General features: G+C 50.2%; 18 protein-coding genes. All 18 read left to right on the top strand.

All coding sequences use genetic code 11. From position 1 onward, the window contains the following. The first annotated feature begins 85 nt into the window (after positions 1-85). Complete coding sequence (locus GURA_RS11135) at positions 86-721, top strand: LysM peptidoglycan-binding domain-containing protein (RefSeq protein ID WP_232279004.1); 636 nt, start codon at positions 86-88, stop codon at positions 719-721. 342 nt (positions 722-1063) lie between these two features. Further along, on the top strand, positions 1064-3295 hold the full coding sequence (locus GURA_RS11130; protein ID WP_011939080.1) for an NADP-dependent isocitrate dehydrogenase: 2232 nt from the start codon (positions 1064-1066) through the stop codon (positions 3293-3295). Between the two features lie 44 nt (positions 3296-3339). Then, positions 3340-4296 (top strand): malate dehydrogenase, encoded by a 957-nt coding sequence (gene mdh, locus GURA_RS11125; protein WP_011939079.1) that lies wholly within the window; start codon positions 3340-3342, stop codon positions 4294-4296. Positions 4297-4477: 181 nt separating this feature from the next. Next, complete coding sequence (locus GURA_RS11120; protein ID WP_011939078.1) at positions 4478-4672, top strand: 4Fe-4S binding protein; 195 nt, start codon at positions 4478-4480, stop codon at positions 4670-4672. Positions 4673-4695: 23 nt separating this feature from the next. After that, positions 4696-5829 (top strand): 2-oxoacid:acceptor oxidoreductase subunit alpha, encoded by a 1134-nt coding sequence (locus GURA_RS11115; protein ID WP_011939077.1) that lies wholly within the window; start codon positions 4696-4698, stop codon positions 5827-5829. A gap of 2 nt (positions 5830-5831) precedes the next feature. Next, positions 5832-6650: a 2-oxoacid:ferredoxin oxidoreductase subunit beta gene (locus GURA_RS11110; protein ID WP_011939076.1), complete on the top strand. Its 819-nt coding sequence runs from the start codon at positions 5832-5834 to the stop codon at positions 6648-6650. Positions 6651-6674: 24 nt separating this feature from the next. Then, positions 6675-7220: a 2-oxoacid:acceptor oxidoreductase family protein gene (locus GURA_RS11105; protein WP_011939075.1), complete on the top strand. Its 546-nt coding sequence runs from the start codon at positions 6675-6677 to the stop codon at positions 7218-7220. A gap of 173 nt (positions 7221-7393) precedes the next feature. Beyond that, positions 7394-8581, top strand: a complete 1188-nt coding sequence (locus GURA_RS11100) for an HD-GYP domain-containing protein (protein WP_011939074.1) — start codon at positions 7394-7396, stop codon at positions 8579-8581. Between the two features lie 148 nt (positions 8582-8729). Next, positions 8730-9617: a GTPase-activating protein gene (locus GURA_RS11095; protein ID WP_232279003.1), complete on the top strand. Its 888-nt coding sequence runs from the start codon at positions 8730-8732 to the stop codon at positions 9615-9617. A 19-nt stretch (positions 9618-9636) separates the two neighbouring features. Next, the gene (locus GURA_RS11090) at positions 9637-10368 is read left to right on the top strand and encodes a hypothetical protein (protein WP_011939072.1); all 732 of its coding nucleotides are present in this window, start codon (positions 9637-9639) and stop codon (positions 10366-10368) included. A 140-nt stretch (positions 10369-10508) separates the two neighbouring features. Next, positions 10509-10979, top strand: a complete 471-nt coding sequence (locus GURA_RS11085; RefSeq protein ID WP_011939071.1) for a deoxycytidylate deaminase — start codon at positions 10509-10511, stop codon at positions 10977-10979. Beyond that, entirely contained in the window at positions 10976-11428 is a 453-nt protein-coding gene (gene nrdR, locus GURA_RS11080) for a transcriptional regulator NrdR (protein WP_011939070.1), read from the top strand. Before GURA_RS11085 ends, nrdR begins: the two co-directional genes overlap by 4 nt. Positions 11429-11469: 41 nt before the next feature. Beyond that, positions 11470-12576, top strand: coding sequence for a bifunctional diaminohydroxyphosphoribosylaminopyrimidine deaminase/5-amino-6-(5-phosphoribosylamino)uracil reductase RibD (gene ribD, locus GURA_RS11075; RefSeq protein WP_011939069.1), 1107 nt, complete (start codon positions 11470-11472; stop codon positions 12574-12576). Beyond that, on the top strand, positions 12561-13208 hold the full coding sequence (locus GURA_RS11070) for a riboflavin synthase (protein ID WP_011939068.1): 648 nt from the start codon (positions 12561-12563) through the stop codon (positions 13206-13208). The genes ribD and GURA_RS11070 overlap by 16 nt, the downstream gene beginning before the upstream one ends. 82 nt (positions 13209-13290) lie before the next feature. Next, positions 13291-14493: a bifunctional 3,4-dihydroxy-2-butanone-4-phosphate synthase/GTP cyclohydrolase II gene (locus tag GURA_RS11065; protein ID WP_011939067.1), complete on the top strand. Its 1203-nt coding sequence runs from the start codon at positions 13291-13293 to the stop codon at positions 14491-14493. A gap of 27 nt (positions 14494-14520) precedes the next feature. After that, complete coding sequence (gene ribH / locus GURA_RS11060) at positions 14521-14988, top strand: 6,7-dimethyl-8-ribityllumazine synthase (protein ID WP_011939066.1); 468 nt, start codon at positions 14521-14523, stop codon at positions 14986-14988. After that, complete coding sequence (nusB, locus tag GURA_RS11055) at positions 14988-15425, top strand: transcription antitermination factor NusB (RefSeq protein ID WP_011939065.1); 438 nt, start codon at positions 14988-14990, stop codon at positions 15423-15425. The genes ribH and nusB overlap by 1 nt, the downstream gene beginning before the upstream one ends. 51 nt (positions 15426-15476) lie before the next feature. Further along, positions 15477-16787 (top strand): homoserine dehydrogenase, encoded by a 1311-nt coding sequence (locus GURA_RS11050; RefSeq protein ID WP_011939064.1) that lies wholly within the window; start codon positions 15477-15479, stop codon positions 16785-16787. Positions 16788-16814 lie beyond the last annotated feature (27 nt).

Raw genomic sequence — 16814 nt, 5'->3', positions numbered from 1 at the left:
CTGGATGATTCGGCTCTGTGGCAAATTACCCTTATTGGTAATCCTGATTGTGTTATTGTTGTCCGGCTGCACCACACCTGCACCGATGTGGAGACAGGAGGCACAAAATGTCCTGGATAAGGCCCGGAGAGACGAAGGCGATAAAATCTTCCCCGCGGAATTCGCGAGTATTGAGGAACTGATCCTGAAGGGAGAAGTTCTTGTAAAAGAAGAAGAGATTGAGGACGCCGATAAATTATTCCTGTTAGCCTGGTCTAAAGGTAGTTTGCTGGAAAAGAAACTTGCAGCTGAAAAACTTCGGCTCAAGGAAGAGGCCCAGCGCAGGGCTGATGCTGAAAGGCTTGAGCTGGAGAGAAAGCGCGCACTGGAGGCGGAGGCACGCAGGATCGCTCTGGAAAAGTATGAAGCTGCCAAAGCTGCGCAGGAAGCAGAGGCGCGCAGAATTGCAGAAAAAAACGCCGAAAAGGCCAGGCAACCCAAAGAGCGGCAACTACCCGCCTATCACACGGTGAAACGTGGTGAAAGTTTGCCGTTCATAGCTTCGCAGCCGGAGGTTTACAACGATCGAAACCTCTGGCCGCTTCTATACCGCGCCAATCGGGATCAGATCAGCGATCCCAAACATATCTGGCCCGGCCAGGTGCTGCGCATACCGAGAAACCTGAGCCGCGAAGATATCGTTGAGGCAAGACGTTACGCCCAGGAAAAACCTCTCCATTAATCTCCCCCGAAAGCAGATGGTTGAGCAGTTGAGAAACTGCTCAACCATTTCTCCCTGAAGTAGAAAAACACAATAATTTCCTCCAATATTTTCCTTGACACCGAAAACTGATTTGTATACTGTATACAAAATTTTGAAGGCCCGATGCTGATTTGCTAACACTTTAAAATGTTTGGACAAATTCAGAGTCCAAGATTATTAAGTGCGGTTCGGCTGTGAAAAACATCAACTCTACGCTTCATTCAAGTAACAAGATTGAAAAGTGTTAAAACGGCTTGCAAGCACTACAACATCTTTTCATTAAGCCTCTGGCGATGCTGGCATAAAAACTAAGGAGAGAATATGACAACACAAACTGCAAAGATCATTTGGTCAAAGATTGATGAAGCACCCGCACTGGCAACATACTCTTTACTCCCCATCGTCAATGCCTTCACAAAGGCAGCTGGCGTTGTCGTTGAAACAAGGGATATCTCTGTTGCAGGAAGAATTATCGCAAACTTTCCCGACTATCTGACGGAGAGTCAGAGAATGCCGGATTATCTGGCTGAATTGGGCGAGCTCACACAGAAGCCCGAGGCCAATATCATCAAGCTGCCCAATGTCAGTGCTTCAATTCCCCAGCTGAAAGCCGCTATTAAGGAATTGCAGGGAAAGGGCTATAAACTACCGGATTATCCAGAGGAACCTAAATCCGACGCAGAGAAAGAGCTTCATGCAAGATATGCCAAATGTCTGGGAAGTGCCGTAAACCCAGTTTTAAGGGAAGGGAACTCCGACAGGAGATCGGCACGTGCGGTAAAGGAATACGCTAAAAAGCACCCGCATAAAATGGGCGCTTGGAGCCCGGATTCAAAGACACATGTATCCAATATGAATGATGGGGATTTTTACCACAGTGAAAAATCCGTTACCATGAAAAAGGCCGGCAATGTACGTATTGAGTTTGTCGGTCAAGACGGGAAGACCACTGTTCTGAAAGAGAAGTTGCCCCTTCAGGAAGGTGAAGTCCTCGATGGAACGTTCATGAACGTTCGCGCCCTGCGCAAATTCATCGCGGAGCAGATTGAAGACGCTAAGGCAAAGGATGTGCTGTTCTCCGTGCACCTCAAGGCCACCATGATGAAAATATCCGATCCCATCATGTTCGGTCATTTCGTTTCCGTCTTCTATCAAGATGTTTTCGAAAAGCATGCGGCTACATTTAAGGAGCTGGGTGTCAATCCGGATCTTGGCATGGGTGACCTGTATGCAAAAATCAAGAAATTGCCGGAAGCCAAGCAGACCGAGATAGAAGCGGATATCCAGGCAGTTTACAAGAAGCGGCCTGCACTGGCGATGGTGGACTCGGATAAGGGCATCACCAACCTGCATGCAAGCAATGACATCATCATCGATGCATCCATGCCGGTTGTTATTCGTGACTCCGGTGGGATGTGGGGCCCGGATGGAAAGCTTCACGACGTGAAATGCGTGATACCTGATACCTGTTATTCAGAGTGGTATCAGGTGTGTATAGATTTCTGTAAGAAAAACGGCCAATTCGATCCTACAACGATGGGTTCTGTGTCAAACGTAGGTCTGATGGCACAAAAGGCGGAGGAATATGGCTCCCACGACAAGACATTCAAGGTTCCGGGAAATGGGACCGTTCGAGTAGTCGATGAATCCGGAGCGGTACTCATCCAGCACACCGTAGAAGAAGGCGATATCTGGCGCGGTTGCCAGGCAAAGGATCTGCCGATACGAGACTGGGTAAAGCTGGCGGTAAACAGAGCAAGGGCAACCGGAGCACCGGCTATTTTCTGGTTGGACAAAAACAGGGGCCATGATGCACAGATGATCGAAAAGGTAAACATGTACCTGAAAGACCACGATACGAAAGGTCTGGAAATTGAGATCATGGCTCCTGTGGACGCGATGCTTTTCACGTGTCAAAGAGCAAAAGCCGGTAAAGATACCATTTCCGTAAGCGGAAACGCCTTGAGGGATTATCTGACCGACCTGTTCCCGATTCTTGAACTGGGTACCAGCGCAAAAATGCTGTCGATCGTACCGCTTCTGGCTGGTGGCGGACTGTTCGAGACAGGAGCAGGCGGCTCGGCGCCCAAGCATGTCCAGCAGTTTCTACAGGAAGGCTACCTGCGGTGGGATTCACTAGGCGAATTCCTGGCGCTGGCCGTATCTCTGGAGCATCTGGCCAATACCTTCAAGAATGAAAAGGCCCAGCTCCTGGCAGATACGCTTGATCAGGCAAACAGCAAATTTCTGGAGAACAATAAGAACCCGGCCCGTAAGGTTGGTCAGATAGACAACAGAGGCAGCCACTTCTACCTCGCAATGTACTGGGCTGAGGCTCTGGCAGAGCAGACCAAGGACAAAGAGCTGCAGGCACGTTTTGCCAAAGTTGCACAGCAGCTCAAGGAAAATGAGGCGAAGATCAATGAAGAATTGATCGGTGCCCAGGGGAAACCTCAGGATATCGGCGGCTACTATATGCCGGATCCGGTAAAGACGGAAAAAGCAATGCGTCCTAGCGCAACCTTAAATGCTATAGTGGACGCTATCGCATAAAGGGTGTAGTAAATAAAACAAAATCCAGTCAAGGAGAGAGAAAAATGGCCAGAAAGAAGATTTCGTTAATCGGTGGTGGACAGATCGGCGGCGTTCTTGCTCAGCTTTCAGCACTGCGGGAACTTGGTGATGTGGTACTTTTTGATATCGTTGAAGGGTTGCCGCAGGGTAAAACCCTTGATATCGCCGAGGCTTCACCGGTTGATAATTTTGATGTGGCTCTTTCAGGTGCAAACGATTACGCTGATATCAAGGGTTCCGATATCGTAATTGTTACCGCTGGTCTTCCCCGTAAACCGGGCATGAGCCGTGACGATCTTATCGCCACAAATGCGAAAATCATGCAGTCGGTTTCCGAAGGGATCAAGCAGTACGCTCCCAATGCTTTTGTCATCGTTATTTCCAATCCGCTTGATGCCATGGTTACCCTCTGCCAGAAAATTACCGGCTTTCCTTCAAACCGCGTCATGGGCATGGCCGGCGTGCTTGACTCCGCACGCTTTGCCGCTTTCATCGCATGGGAACTCGGCGTGTCCGTGAAAGACGTCAATGCCATGGTATTGGGCGGCCACGGCGACACCATGGTTCCCATCATTCGTTATGCCAACGTCAACGGCGTACCGGTCATGGAGCTTCTTGAGCGCAAGTACAATAATGACAAGGCCAAAGCAAAAGAAGTTATGGCTGCTCTTGTTAAGCGTACCCAGGGTGCCGGCGGTGAAGTTGTCGGCCTGCTCAAAACCGGCAGCGCTTTCTACTCACCTGCTTCCAGCGCAATCGCCATGGCTGAATCCATCCTCCGTGACCAGAAAAGACTCCTGCCGGTTTGTGCGCTGCTCAATGGCGAGTTTGGCGTAAAAGGCTACTATGTGGGCGTACCCTGTATTCTCGGTTCCAATGGCATTGAGAAGATCGTTGAATTCTCACTCGACGCTGAAGAGCAGGCAATGTTCGACAATTCAGTCGCAGCCGTTAAGGAACTTGTAGACAGCATGAAGTAATTTGTAATAGTTGTTAACTAGCAGGTAAAGAAGGGCTTATTAGCCCTTCTTTACCTTTTTTATTACCTGCGTGACCGTAACAGTGGGTATAAAGTCTTTCTTGCTTTTTGTATACAGTATGTGTTATAGAAACCGTGTTTGCTTGCCCGCAAGGCATATTCCAGTAAAGGAGTGTACGTAGATGGATAAGAAGCTTCCGACAATTGAGATCATCGAGAAGTACTGCAAGGGATGCCATATCTGTGTAGAGTTTTGCCCTACTAAAGTCTTGGAAATGAAGGGCTTTGTGGCATCCGTAAAAAACCTGGAAGCCTGCATCAAATGTATGCAGTGCGAACTGAGATGTCCGGATTTTGCTATTAAAGTGACCGCTTAATAATTAAACAGGAGGTAGTGAAAGTGGCAAAGAAAGTTGCTTTTATGCAGGGTAACGAAGCTGCTACCCATGGCGCACTGTATGCCGGGTGCAAGTTTTTCGCCGGTTACCCGATTACTCCGTCAACTGAGGTTGCGGAGGTTATGTCGGCAGAGTTACCGAAAATAGGTGGTAAGTTTATTCAGATGGAAGACGAGATCGGGGCTATGGCCGCTGTTATCGGTGCCTCACTGGCAGGTTCCAAGGTACTGACATCCACTTCCGGCCCCGGACTTTCCCTTAAGCAGGAACTTATCGGTTACGCATGCATAGCCGAAACTCCATGCGTTATTATCAACGTTATGCGTGGTGGTCCATCAACCGGTATGCCTACCGGTCCCAGCCAGTCTGATGTCATGTCTGCTAAATGGGGTACCCATGGCGACCATCCTGCAATCTGTCTTGTGCCTGCATCCGTTCAGGAACTTTTTGAGGAGACTGTCCGTGCCTTCAATCTGGCCGAAAAATACCGTACACCCGTTATGGTTATGCCGGATGAAATTGTTGCCCATATGCGTGAAAGAATCGTTTTCCCGGAGAAGGGTGAACTTGAAGTAATTGATCGTACAGCTCCATCCGTCTCTCCCGAGCAATACAAGCCTTATGATACCAAATTTGGAGATGTTCCACCGCTGGCTGCATTCGGTTCCGGATACCGGTTTCATGTAACAGGCTTGAACAAAGCAGAAGACGGCTTCCCTACAACCAAGGCCTCCCTGGTGCAGGCTGAGGAGGAGCGTCAGGTTCGTAAGGTCGATGCCAACGTTGATGATATTGTCAAATTTGAAGAGTACATGCTGGATGATGCTGAAGTGGCTATCGTTGCCTTTGGTTCCACCTCACGTTCTGCACGCTTTGCAGTGAATGAAGCCCGTAAACAGGGTATCAAGGCCGGTCTGTTCAGAATCAAGACCTTCTGGCCTTTCCCGGACAAGCAGCTCAAGGCATTGGCCTCCAGGGTCAAGGCATTTATTACGCCTGAGATGAATCTTGGCATGTGTACTGTGGAAGTACAGCGTTGCGCAGAAGGAAAGGCCCCGGTTCACGGCATCTTCCGTGTTGACGGAGAGCCGATTAATCCTGGTCAGATCCTCGACAAGATCAAGGAGGTTAAGTAAAAATGGCTTTTGATTATGATAAATATATCCGTCCCGGTAAATTACCGCACATCTGGTGCCCCGGCTGTGGCCACGGCATTGTAATGAAAGGGCTCATCAGGGCCATTGACACCCTGGGCCTTGAAAAAAACAATACGGCCATAGTTTCCGGTATCGGCTGTGCCTCAAGGCTTCCCGGTTATCTGGATTTCTGTACGCTCCATACGGCTCACGGCCGTGCAGCGGCTTTTGCTACCGGTGTAAAGATGGCTAAGCCTGAAATGGATGTTATCGTTGTTGGTGGTGACGGCGATGGTACTGCCATTGGTGGTAACCACTTCATCCACGCCTGTCGCAGAAACATCAACATGACCTACATAATCATGAACAACAATATCTACGGCATGACCGGCGGACAGTTTTCACCCTGTACTCCAACCGGCGCCAAGGCTTCCACAACGCCTTACGGCAACCCTGATCCGGCATTTGATATCGCAAAGCTGGCGATCGGCGCCGGTGCAACATTCGTTGCCCGCGGCACAGCATATCATGCAACCCAGATTGATAAGCTGATCGTAGAAGCGGTTCAACACAAAGGTTTCTCGGTTGTTGAAATTCTGGATGATTGCCCGACAACCTATGGCCGCCGCAATAAGTTCAAGTCTGTAATCGAGATGATGAACCGGTTGAAGGATGTTGCTGTCCCGGTTAAGGCTGCGGAAAAAATGACTCCTGAGCAGCTTCAGGGTAAAATCCTTACCGGCGTACTCTATAAAGAAGAAAGACCTGATTATACTTCTGAGTATGCAAAAGTCATTGAGCGTGCCAAGGGCGGCAAGTAATTAAATCCTAAAGGAGAAAGTCAGATGTCACAAAGATATGAAATCAGATTTTCCGGGGCAGGCGGACAGGGTTTGATCCTTGCCGGAGTTATTATGGCTGAAGCCGCCTCGATATATGACGGAAAGCAGGCTGTGCAGTCTCAGAGTTATGGGCCTGAGGCACGCGGCGGCGCTTCAAAGTCGGAAGTTATTGTTTCGGACTCCATGATCGATTACCCGAAAGCTACCGTTGTTGACGCTCTTCTTGCGCTGACCCAGGAAGCTTGCGATAAGTACTCCCACGACCTGAAAGAAGGTGGCGTACTGCTCATCGATTCCGATCTGGTAACTAAACAACCAAAAGGCAACTTTAAGGTTGTTTCATTCCCTATCATCAATACCGCTAAAAACGAGGTAGGACGTGAAATCGTCGCAAATATCGTAGCTCTCGGAGCAATGGTTGCACTGACAGGCGTTGTAACCAAGGAAAGCGCTGAAAAGGCAGTTCTTGCTCGCGTTCCTGAAGCTTTTGTTGAGTTGAATAAAAAAGCATTCCAGTTGGGCTACGACAAGGCTGCTGCTGCCAAGTAGTAAACCAGCAATGCGAATTGCAGGAGAGCCCGATGAATGTTCATCGGGCTCTTTTTTTTGCTGAATTCATAGAAGGCTTTGCGCTGTTAACCTATAAAGCATTGCGGTAAGCCGGTTTATAGCGTATATATCAATGGTGAGGACTGTTTAAGTAATCTGGGGAGGTAAGACACATGTCTCTTGAACTTTGCGAAATGTCATTAAAGCAGACACAGGACTTACTTCGATTAACCGATCAAACCTTGCAGGACATATGCTGTAAAAGGTTTACCAGTGAAGAACTTTATGTTGAGGTATTGGGGAAAGTGCTGGGCGGAAAGGGACGACGCGGGCCATCCAGTATTTTTCTTGTTTTTCAGGAACATGATGGCAGTTTATGTCGCGGTCGAGTTTTCCATATGAAGGAAGGTGCGCTGGTAGAGAGGTCAGAGGAAATTACCTTCGACCCTTTATCAAGTTATGCAGTAAATCTCGTGCATGCCCAGGAACAAGAAAATGTGGTGGTTAACTGGGCCGATAGATACGAAAGTATCGAGGCCTTTCAGGATTATTTCCATCCCGGTGTAAAGGGTTTTGTCGTTTCGCCCATCACTAATTTTATCACCTGTCGTATCAGTGGTGAAACCCCTGGCGCCATAATTGCCTTCAATTACCCGGGACGTGCAACCAATTATGACGCGGATGTATTACGCAGCATGGCCGTTGTGATTGGATCGTTACTGACCCTTTCCGACGAGGTAAGTGCGACGGAGAAGGCGTTTATCTATACAATAGAAACCTTGGCAAGGGCTTGTGAAGCAGCGGAAGAAGATACCGGAAGACATATTCTCCGTGTCAACCGCTATGCGGGAGCACTTGCCGCCAATATGGGGTTACCTATCGATTTTGTTGAGACGATCTCTTACTCAGCCCAGATGCATGACGTGGGAAAAATCAAGGTCCCAACCTCCATTCTGCTCAAAGAAGGTTCTTTGAATGATCAGGAAATGGAGCAGATCAAGATGCACCCCATTTACGGTGAACAGATACTTGGCGATTCGCCCCGCCTGCGCATCGCTCGCGAGATCGCCATAGCCCATCATGAGAACTGGGACGGCAGCGGTTATCCGTACCAGCTTAAAGGGGAAAACATCCCTCTTGCGGGCAGAATTGCCAAGCTTGCCGATGTTTACGATGCCCTCCGTTCCAAGAGAAGTTATAAAGAACCCTTAAGCCACGAAGCAGCCTTGGCGATTTTCCGTAACGGAGACAGTAGGGTAAATCCGCAAGCTCACTTTGATCCGGTACTTCTCGAAACCTTTTTCAAGATTGAACATATATTCGCAAAAATATATGAAAGTTTCGACCAGAAATTGAGTTGATACTTTCTTTTCACTTTGTTATGACATATATTTGAAAAGCATTATTTCTAATATTTGCAACTGAATAAGGAGAAAAAGGATGTTCCTCCTACCTAAGGGAAATCCACTATACGAAAATATTGCAGCTGCCAAGGTCAAGCTTCCCGAAATGCTCGACAAGTTGAAAGGTGGAGGTTTCACCGGTTACCTTAATTTTATTTTTCCATCATCGAGCGGGATACTTTTCTTCGAAGGGGGAAAACTTATCAGTGCGTTGCATGAGCTTGATAAAGCCAGACTTTCCGGTTTTGAGGCGATTGCCGAGCTCAGCAATCAAATCCTGGCTGGCGGCGGAAGTCTTTCGGTCTATCGTCTTTCCAAGGATCTGGTCATGGGGTTGCATGCACTTTTGCACGGAGAAGTGCTGTTTAAAGGACAGGAACTCAAGCTTATCGATATCAAGGGCCTTTTGGAAAAAATGAAGGTTCGCCAATTAAACGGCTGCTTGCGCATATACACAGAAGACAGATCTGCCTTGATCTTTTATAAGGAAGGTGCGCCCCTCGGTTTTTTCCACGATGGTTCCAACGATATTGAGACCTCCGCCAGCGAATCACAGAAAATTGCCGGATTGCCCGGCGCAAAAATCGATGTCTTGTCGACTAAAAGCGCCGATGAGTTGATGCTCTATGATCTTCTTGAAATGGTCAACATCGATAAGATTTGGGACTCGACTAAAATCCGTTATACTGCCCAAATGGAGCAACTCAGTAAGGAAGCTCAAGAGCGCGATAGCGTGCAACAGAACGAAAGGCTTCGAGAACTGGAAGACGATTTGAAAGAGGTTGCTGTTGCCTACCTGGGAAAAGTGGGGCGGACCCTTGTCGACAAGGAATTAAGCGAGCGAGGCGGCAGAGACGCTCTTCTTAATGCCGAAGAGGTTACGAAATTTCTGGCTGGAGTGGAAAAATCGTCAAAATTGTTGACCAGTCTTTCCAAGTTAAAGGAAATGAGCGATCTCATGAAAAATGAAATTTTCAACCGAGTGAACGGTTGATCTCTGAATGGAGGGGATAATGGAATTATTTGCAGACCTAACAACGATATCTGTCATCCAGGTCATTTTCTGGTTTCTTGCCGGGGTTATCAGTTTTTACTTCAGCATTGGCAACGCGCGCATCTGGACCAGTATTTCCCTTGGATTTTTTCTCATCTTCATCAGTCAGGCCTATCTTTTGGCGCCGTGGAGCGATTATCCGCGACTGGCGGCTATTCACTACATCATCGGCACCGTGGCCATTATGGTCATGACGCACGGCTTTCAAGAATACTACGTGTTCAGCCGCACCCTTGAGACGGGGGGGAGTAAAACCTTTGTTTATCTGGGGACCCTTGCCGTGACCCTGGCATCGGCTGTCTTTGTCTTCATCAACCCCGAGCCGACCTACAATGTCCTCCGTAATATCAAGATGATTGAAAATGCCAACTGGGTATTCCTTTCACTGATCAACATCGACATGATCCGCAAGATCTATCTGCAGATCCGTGATTCGGACATAGCCAGAGGATTTATCGCCTTCGGGGCGGTGTTCGTCTGCATCCTGCTCTGGAAGGGATCGGAACTCTATCTGCAGGTATTTTGCTGGGATAGTGACTGGCACTTGTTCATGCAGAGCATCGGCGCCTATCACAACGTCGACTATCCCGGCCGGGTGAACTTCTCCATCATGGTGAATCAGGTCGGGGGATTGTTGTCGGGCCTTTCCGTTGGCGGCACCTTTATTTATCTCTTTAGATTGTTGAGGTAGTTATACAGCCACACGGGCAGCAACAATAAAAAGCGCCGCTTAGTCGGCGCTTTTTATATATTTGCACAACTCCTCGGAATTCTTGACCTCTCAATACATATCAGTTATCTTGACGTAAATTTTGTTGCGGAGTGATCGTTATGAGCCGTCCAAGCTGGGATGAATATTTTATGGAGATAACCCACCTCGTAGCCAAGCGCTCCACCTGCCTGCGCAGGCAGGTGGGAGCCGTAATCGTCAAGGACAAGAATATCCTGGCAACCGGTTATAACGGCGCTCCATCCGGTGTATCACACTGTCTGGACGTGGGGTGTCTGCGGGAAAAGCTCAACATCCCCTCTGGCGAGCGCCATGAGTTGTGTCGCGGACTCCATGCCGAACAAAACGCCATAATTCAGGCAGCCAAGCATGGCACCACCATTGATGGCTCGACACTCTATTGTACGACCTTGCCTTGTATTATCTGTTCAAAGATGGTGATAAATGCAGGGATAAAACGAATTGTCTATGAAGTCGGGTATCCGGATCAACTGGCCGAGGAGATGATCAAGGAGTCCGGCGTTGTTATCGACAGGTTTCCCGAGAAGATCTCTCAAGTGGAGGAGTTATGAAATGTCCTTTCTGTGCTTTTGCTGACAGTAAGGTAGTAGATTCTCGACCTGACAAGGGCGGTTCTACCATAAGAAGGCGGCGGGAGTGTGAATCTTGCGGTAAGAGATTTACAACCCATGAACGGGTGGAAGAAATATTGCCGCTCGTTATCAAAAAGGACGGCAGGCGCGAACCTTTTGACCGGATGAAACTAGTTGCCGGTATTCAGAAGGCGTGCGAGAAACGACCTGTTTCCGTGGAGACGATTGAGCGGCTCGTTGATCGTCTTGAAATACAGATGCAGGAAAGCGGTGAGAAGGAGATACCGAGTAAATCCCTGGGGGAATGGGTGATGGCTGAACTGCATTCCATTGATCAGGTCGCTTATGTGCGCTTTGCTTCGGTTTACCGGTCATTCAAGGATATCACTGAATTTATGTCCGAGTTGCAGGATCTGTTGAAGAAATAACCGGGGAGCGCCGAATCGGCTGCTTTTGAAACATTACAGCGATGGAACATTTTCACGAAAAAATGATGAAACGCGCCATTGTCCTGGCGAAACGGGGGATTGGCAGAACTGCGCCGAACCCGACGGTAGGGTGCGTGATTGTTAAAGACGGCGCGGTTGTGGGGGAGGGGTGGCATAAAAAGGCCGGTACCCCCCATGCCGAGGTCCATGCGTTGCGACAAGCCGGCGAAATGGCCCGGGGCGCCGATGTCTATGTCACCCTTGAACCGTGCGCCCACTTCGGAAAGACTCCGCCTTGCGCGGATGCACTCATAGCGGCGAAGGTGTGCAGGGTCCATATCGGCATGGTTGATCCCAATCCCAGGGTATGCGGCGAGGGGATCTCGATGCTCCGCTCGGCCGGCATTGAGGTCGTCGTTTCCGTCCTTGAGGATAACTGCCGCTCGTTGAACGAGCCTTTCATCAAGCATATGACCACCGGCCTTCCTTTTGTCATCCTGAAAAGCGCCATGACGCTGGACGGGAAAACAGCCACAGCCGGTAAAGACTCCAAATGGATAACCAGTGATAAATCAAGGCAATATGTTCACAAACTTCGAGCAAAGCTTGATGCGATAATGGTGGGGGTCGGCACCGTCATGGCAGATGACCCGCTTCTTACCTCCAGAATTCCCGCCGGCAGGGACCCGCTGCGCGTTATTGTCGACTCCACCTTGCGAATTCCACTGTCATCGCAGGTTCTTCATGTCGACTCCCCTGCTAAAACGGTTATTGCCACGATTTCCGACGATGAAGCGCAGGCTGCCCGGATAACGGCTTCTGGTGCCGACGTCCTGCGCTGTCGGCAGAAGAATGGCCGCGTTGATCTCCACGATTTGTTCGTCAAGCTCGGCGGACTGGGGGTGCAGTCGCTTCTCCTCGAAGGGGGAGGAGCGCTTGCCGGTGAAGCGCTGCGTTGCGGGTTGATCGACAAGTGCATGTTTTTCTATGCGCCGAAATTGGTCGGCGGCGAAGGTTTAGGCCCATTCTCCGGCAAAGGGGTAGAGCTTATGGCCGATGCAATAACGCTGAAAAACATTTCCATTACTAAGATAGGAAGCGATATCCTCGTCCAGGGGTATCCGGAGAACGCATGTTTACAGGTCTGATTGAAGAGGTTGGCAAGGTCGTCAAGCTCGAAGTGACCGGCGCTGCAGGCATATTGACTGTTGCCGCCGCCTTTCCGCAGGATGAGGTCGCATTGGGTGACTCCATTGCCATAAACGGTGTCTGTCTTACTGTCACCCAAAAGGGCGCCGGGACTTTCGGTTTTGATGTGTCGCCGGAAACCATTGAGCGGAGCGCCTTGCGGAGTATGAAAAACGGCTCCCCGGTCAATCTGGAGCGGGCGCTTCCCCTTTCCGGCCGCCTTGACGGTCATATCGTCTCGGGACATGTGGACTGTGTCGCCACCATCGGCGACCGTCGGGAGATTTCCGGCAATACGGTCTTTTCCTTCCGCATGGCGCATGAGTACCTTAAGTATGTTGCAACCAAGGGGTCGGTGGCGATCGACGGCATCAGTCTCACGGTAAATGCGGTTGCAGAGGACGGTTTTTCCGTGAACATCATTCCGCACACGACGGCGAATACCACCCTTAAATACAGACAGGTCGGCGATCAGGTGAATATCGAAACGGATATACTTGCCAAATACGTAGAGCGCCTGCTGACCGGCCGCGGAGAGGCGAAAAGCTCTGGAATCACGCTGGAACTTCTTGCAAAAAGCGGTTTTATGTGACATAAAGACTAATTGTTTTGGCGTGTGTTGTTCTGCTTTACTAATAACGAAACGGATATTTTTCAGGGAACGAGGTTATTGTATGACGGTTGCCAGGATAGAAGACGCTATTGAGGATATTCGACAGGGGATGATGGTGATCCTGGTGGATGATGAAGACCGGGAAAACGAGGGAGATCTGACCATGGCGGCGGAAAAGGTCACTCCCGAGGCGATCAACTTTATGGCCAAATACGGTCGAGGTCTTGTCTGCCTCACCTTGACCGGTGACAAGTGCGACCTTCTCAATCTCCCACCTATGGTCTCCAGCAACACCTCTTCCTTCGGCACCGCCTTTACAGTTTCCATCGAGGCGAAAAAAGGGGTTACTACCGGTATATCCGCTGCCGACCGGGCCCATACCATACTTACGGCCGTGGCTGACGACGCCTCTGCCGACGACCTGGCCCGTCCGGGCCATGTTTTCCCCCTCCGGGCAAAAAAAGGCGGGGTACTGGTGCGGGCCGGTCAGACTGAAGGCTCGGTCGATCTTGCACGGCTGGCGGGGCTCAAGCATGCAGGCGTCATTTGCGAGATCATGAACGATGACGGGAGCATGGCCCGCATGCCGGAACTGAAGAAATTTGCAAAGGAGCACGGCATCAAAGTCTGCACCATTGCTGACCTGGTTGCGTACCGTCTCAAGCACGAATCACTGGTGCGCCGGGCCGCCGAGGTGAAGCTTCCCAGCCAACTCGGCGATTTCGTAGCAATTGCCTTTGAGAACGATATCGATAAGCTTGAACACCTCGCGCTGATCAAAGGTGAGATACGTGGCGATGAGCCGGTCCTGGTACGGGTTCATTCCGAATGCCTGACCGGTGATGTCTTTGCCAGCAAACGTTGCGACTGTGCCGACCAATTGCACCGCGCCATGGAAATCATAGAGTCGGATGGGACGGGGGTCATTCTCTATATGCGTCAGGAAGGTCGCGGTATAGGGTTGATCAACAAGCTGAAGGCATATGCCCTCCAGGATCAGGGAAAGGATACGGTTGAAGCGAATCTGGCGCTCGGTTTCAAGGCGGATTTGCGGGATTATGGTATCGGTGCGCAGATACTGGTCAACCTCGGGGTTAAGCAGATCCGGCTGATGACCAACAACCCCAAAAAGATCGTCGGACTTGAGGGATACGGGATCAACATCGTTGAACGGGTGCCCATTGAAATCGAGCCGTCAAAGAGCAACATTAAATATCTGAAGACCAAGAGAGAGAAGCTGGGACATCTCTTGGAAAACATATGACATTACACGAATCAACCGGGAGGGATTATGCCTAAATTTATCGAAGGGAAGCTGGATGCGAAAGGGCTTCGGTTCGGGATCGTAGTTGGCCGCTTCAACAGCTTCATTTCCGAGCGCCTTCTTGAAGGGGCTCTTGACGCCCTGATCCGTCATGGCGCTGATGACAAAAACATCGATGTTGCCAGGGTTCCGGGGGCATTCGAGATACCGCTGGCTACCAAGAAAATGGCGGCAACCGGCAGGTATGATGCCATAATCTGCCTTGGTGCAGTGATACGCGGTGCTACCCCCCATTTCGATTATGTTGCCGCTGAAGTTTCAAAGGGTGTCGCCCATGTTTCGCTCGATAGCGGCGTACCGGTGGCCTTCGGTGTCCTGACTACCGACACCATTGAGCAGGCGGTAGAGAGGGCGGGGACAAAGGCCGGAAACAAAGGCTTCGACTCGGCCGTGACCGCCATTGAAACGGCAAATCTGTTTAAGGGGATAAAGTAGTGAGCAGTAGAAGAGAAGGGCGAGAACTGGCCCTCCAGGCATTGTACTCTTCGGACGTCGAGGTCATGGATGGTACGACCGTTCTTAAACGGATAATGGAAAACTTTGGCGACGGGTCCGAGCCGGCTGTGGATGCGCATTCCCGGTCATTTTCTTTTGCTGCTGAACTGGTTAACGGTGTCGTTGCCAACCGTGCGGCCATTGACCAGAGGATTGAGGAAAAATCGAAAAACTGGTCGATTTCAAGGATGGCGAGGGTCGATCTGAACATCTTGCGACTCGCGGTGTTCGAGTTGTTCTATCGACCGGATATTCCCAAAAACGTTACCATTAATGAAGCGATAGAGGTGGCGAAAAAATTCGGCGCCGATGATTCCCCTGCGTTTATCAACGGGATTCTCGATGAAATTGCCTCGTTGCTTCCTGACAAGGAATAGCACCGTTTTTGCCTGTTGTACCCCTTTTTTTGATACGTTAAGTGAGGTGTTATGAAAGAGATAAAGATTGGTTTGCTCGGTTTCGGCACCATCGGCGCCGGTGTTGTAAAATTATTGACAAAAAACAGCGCTCTCCTGGAAGAAAAGCTGGGTGCAAGGCTGTCGTTAAAGAAAATCGCAGACCTGGACATCACGACTGATCGCGGTGTAAGCGTTGAGCCGGGGGTTCTGACCACCAACGTGGACGAAGTCCTCTGCGACCCGGAGATTTCCATAGTCATAGAACTGATTGGTGGTTACGAGCCGGCCAGAAGCTTTGTCCTGAAGGCCATTGCCAACGGCAAGCACATAATCACCGCCAACAAGGCTCTTCTTGCCGTCCATGGCGAAGAGATCTACGCTGCCGCCGCGCAAAAAGGGGTTGAAATTCTCTTTGAAGCAGCGGTGGGCGGGGGAATTCCGGTCCTTTCCGCCATCAAGGGGAATATGGCAGGAAACAACTTCAGCACGGTCCTCGGCATACTCAACGGCACCTGCAACTATATTCTCAGCAAGATGACGCAGGATGGGGTGGATTTCGCCGAAGTCTTGCAAACGGCGCAGGAACTGGGTTATGCCGAAGCAGACCCGACCTTTGATGTGGAAGGTATCGACACCGCACACAAACTTTGCCTGCTCCTCTCCCTCTGTTTCGGCACCAGGGTGGATTTGAAGGATATTTCCACCGAGGGGATCAGTTCCATCTCCGCAGTCGACATAAACTTTGCCCGGGATTTCGGTTACAAGATAAAGCTGCTTGCCATAGGCAAGCGTGATGGAGAGCGGATCGAAGCCAGGGTGCATCCCACCATGATTCCGGTCAACTATCCCCTTGCCGATGTTAACGGCGTATTCAACGCCATCCGCCTGACCGGTGATTTTGTCGGCCCGGTGATGTTCTACGGCCGCGGCGCAGGTATGGAACCGACTGCCAGTGCCGTCATAGGCGACGTGGTGGACATTGCCCGAAATATGCTGGCAGGCATTTCACGACGCTCTGCCCCTCTCGGCTATCTCGATGACCGGGTGAAAAAACTGACCATTAAACCCATGGGTGAAATTGTCAGTAAGTATTATATACGCTTCAATGCGGTGGATAGACCAGGGGTGCTGGCGAAAATATCCGGCGCGTTGGGCGCCAGCAATATCAGCATCGAGTCCATGATGCAGACGGCGAGAAGCGCAAGCGAGACCGTGCCTATCGTTATCATGACCCATGAAGCCAGAGAAATGGATGTGAGAAAGGCACTGGCAGAGATAGATGCTTTTGATTTCATCAAGGAGAAGAGCAATCTGATCAGGATAGAGGATAACCTGGAGTAGATTGATGATCTTAAGGTGGGACGAGGG

The organism is Geotalea uraniireducens Rf4 (genome assembly GCF_000016745.1).
GTDB classification, from domain to species: Bacteria; Desulfobacterota; Desulfuromonadia; order Geobacterales; family Geobacteraceae; genus Geotalea; species Geotalea uraniireducens.
The sequence above is the reverse complement of the archived record's forward strand: the minus strand, read 5'-3'. Positions and strand labels throughout refer to the sequence as shown.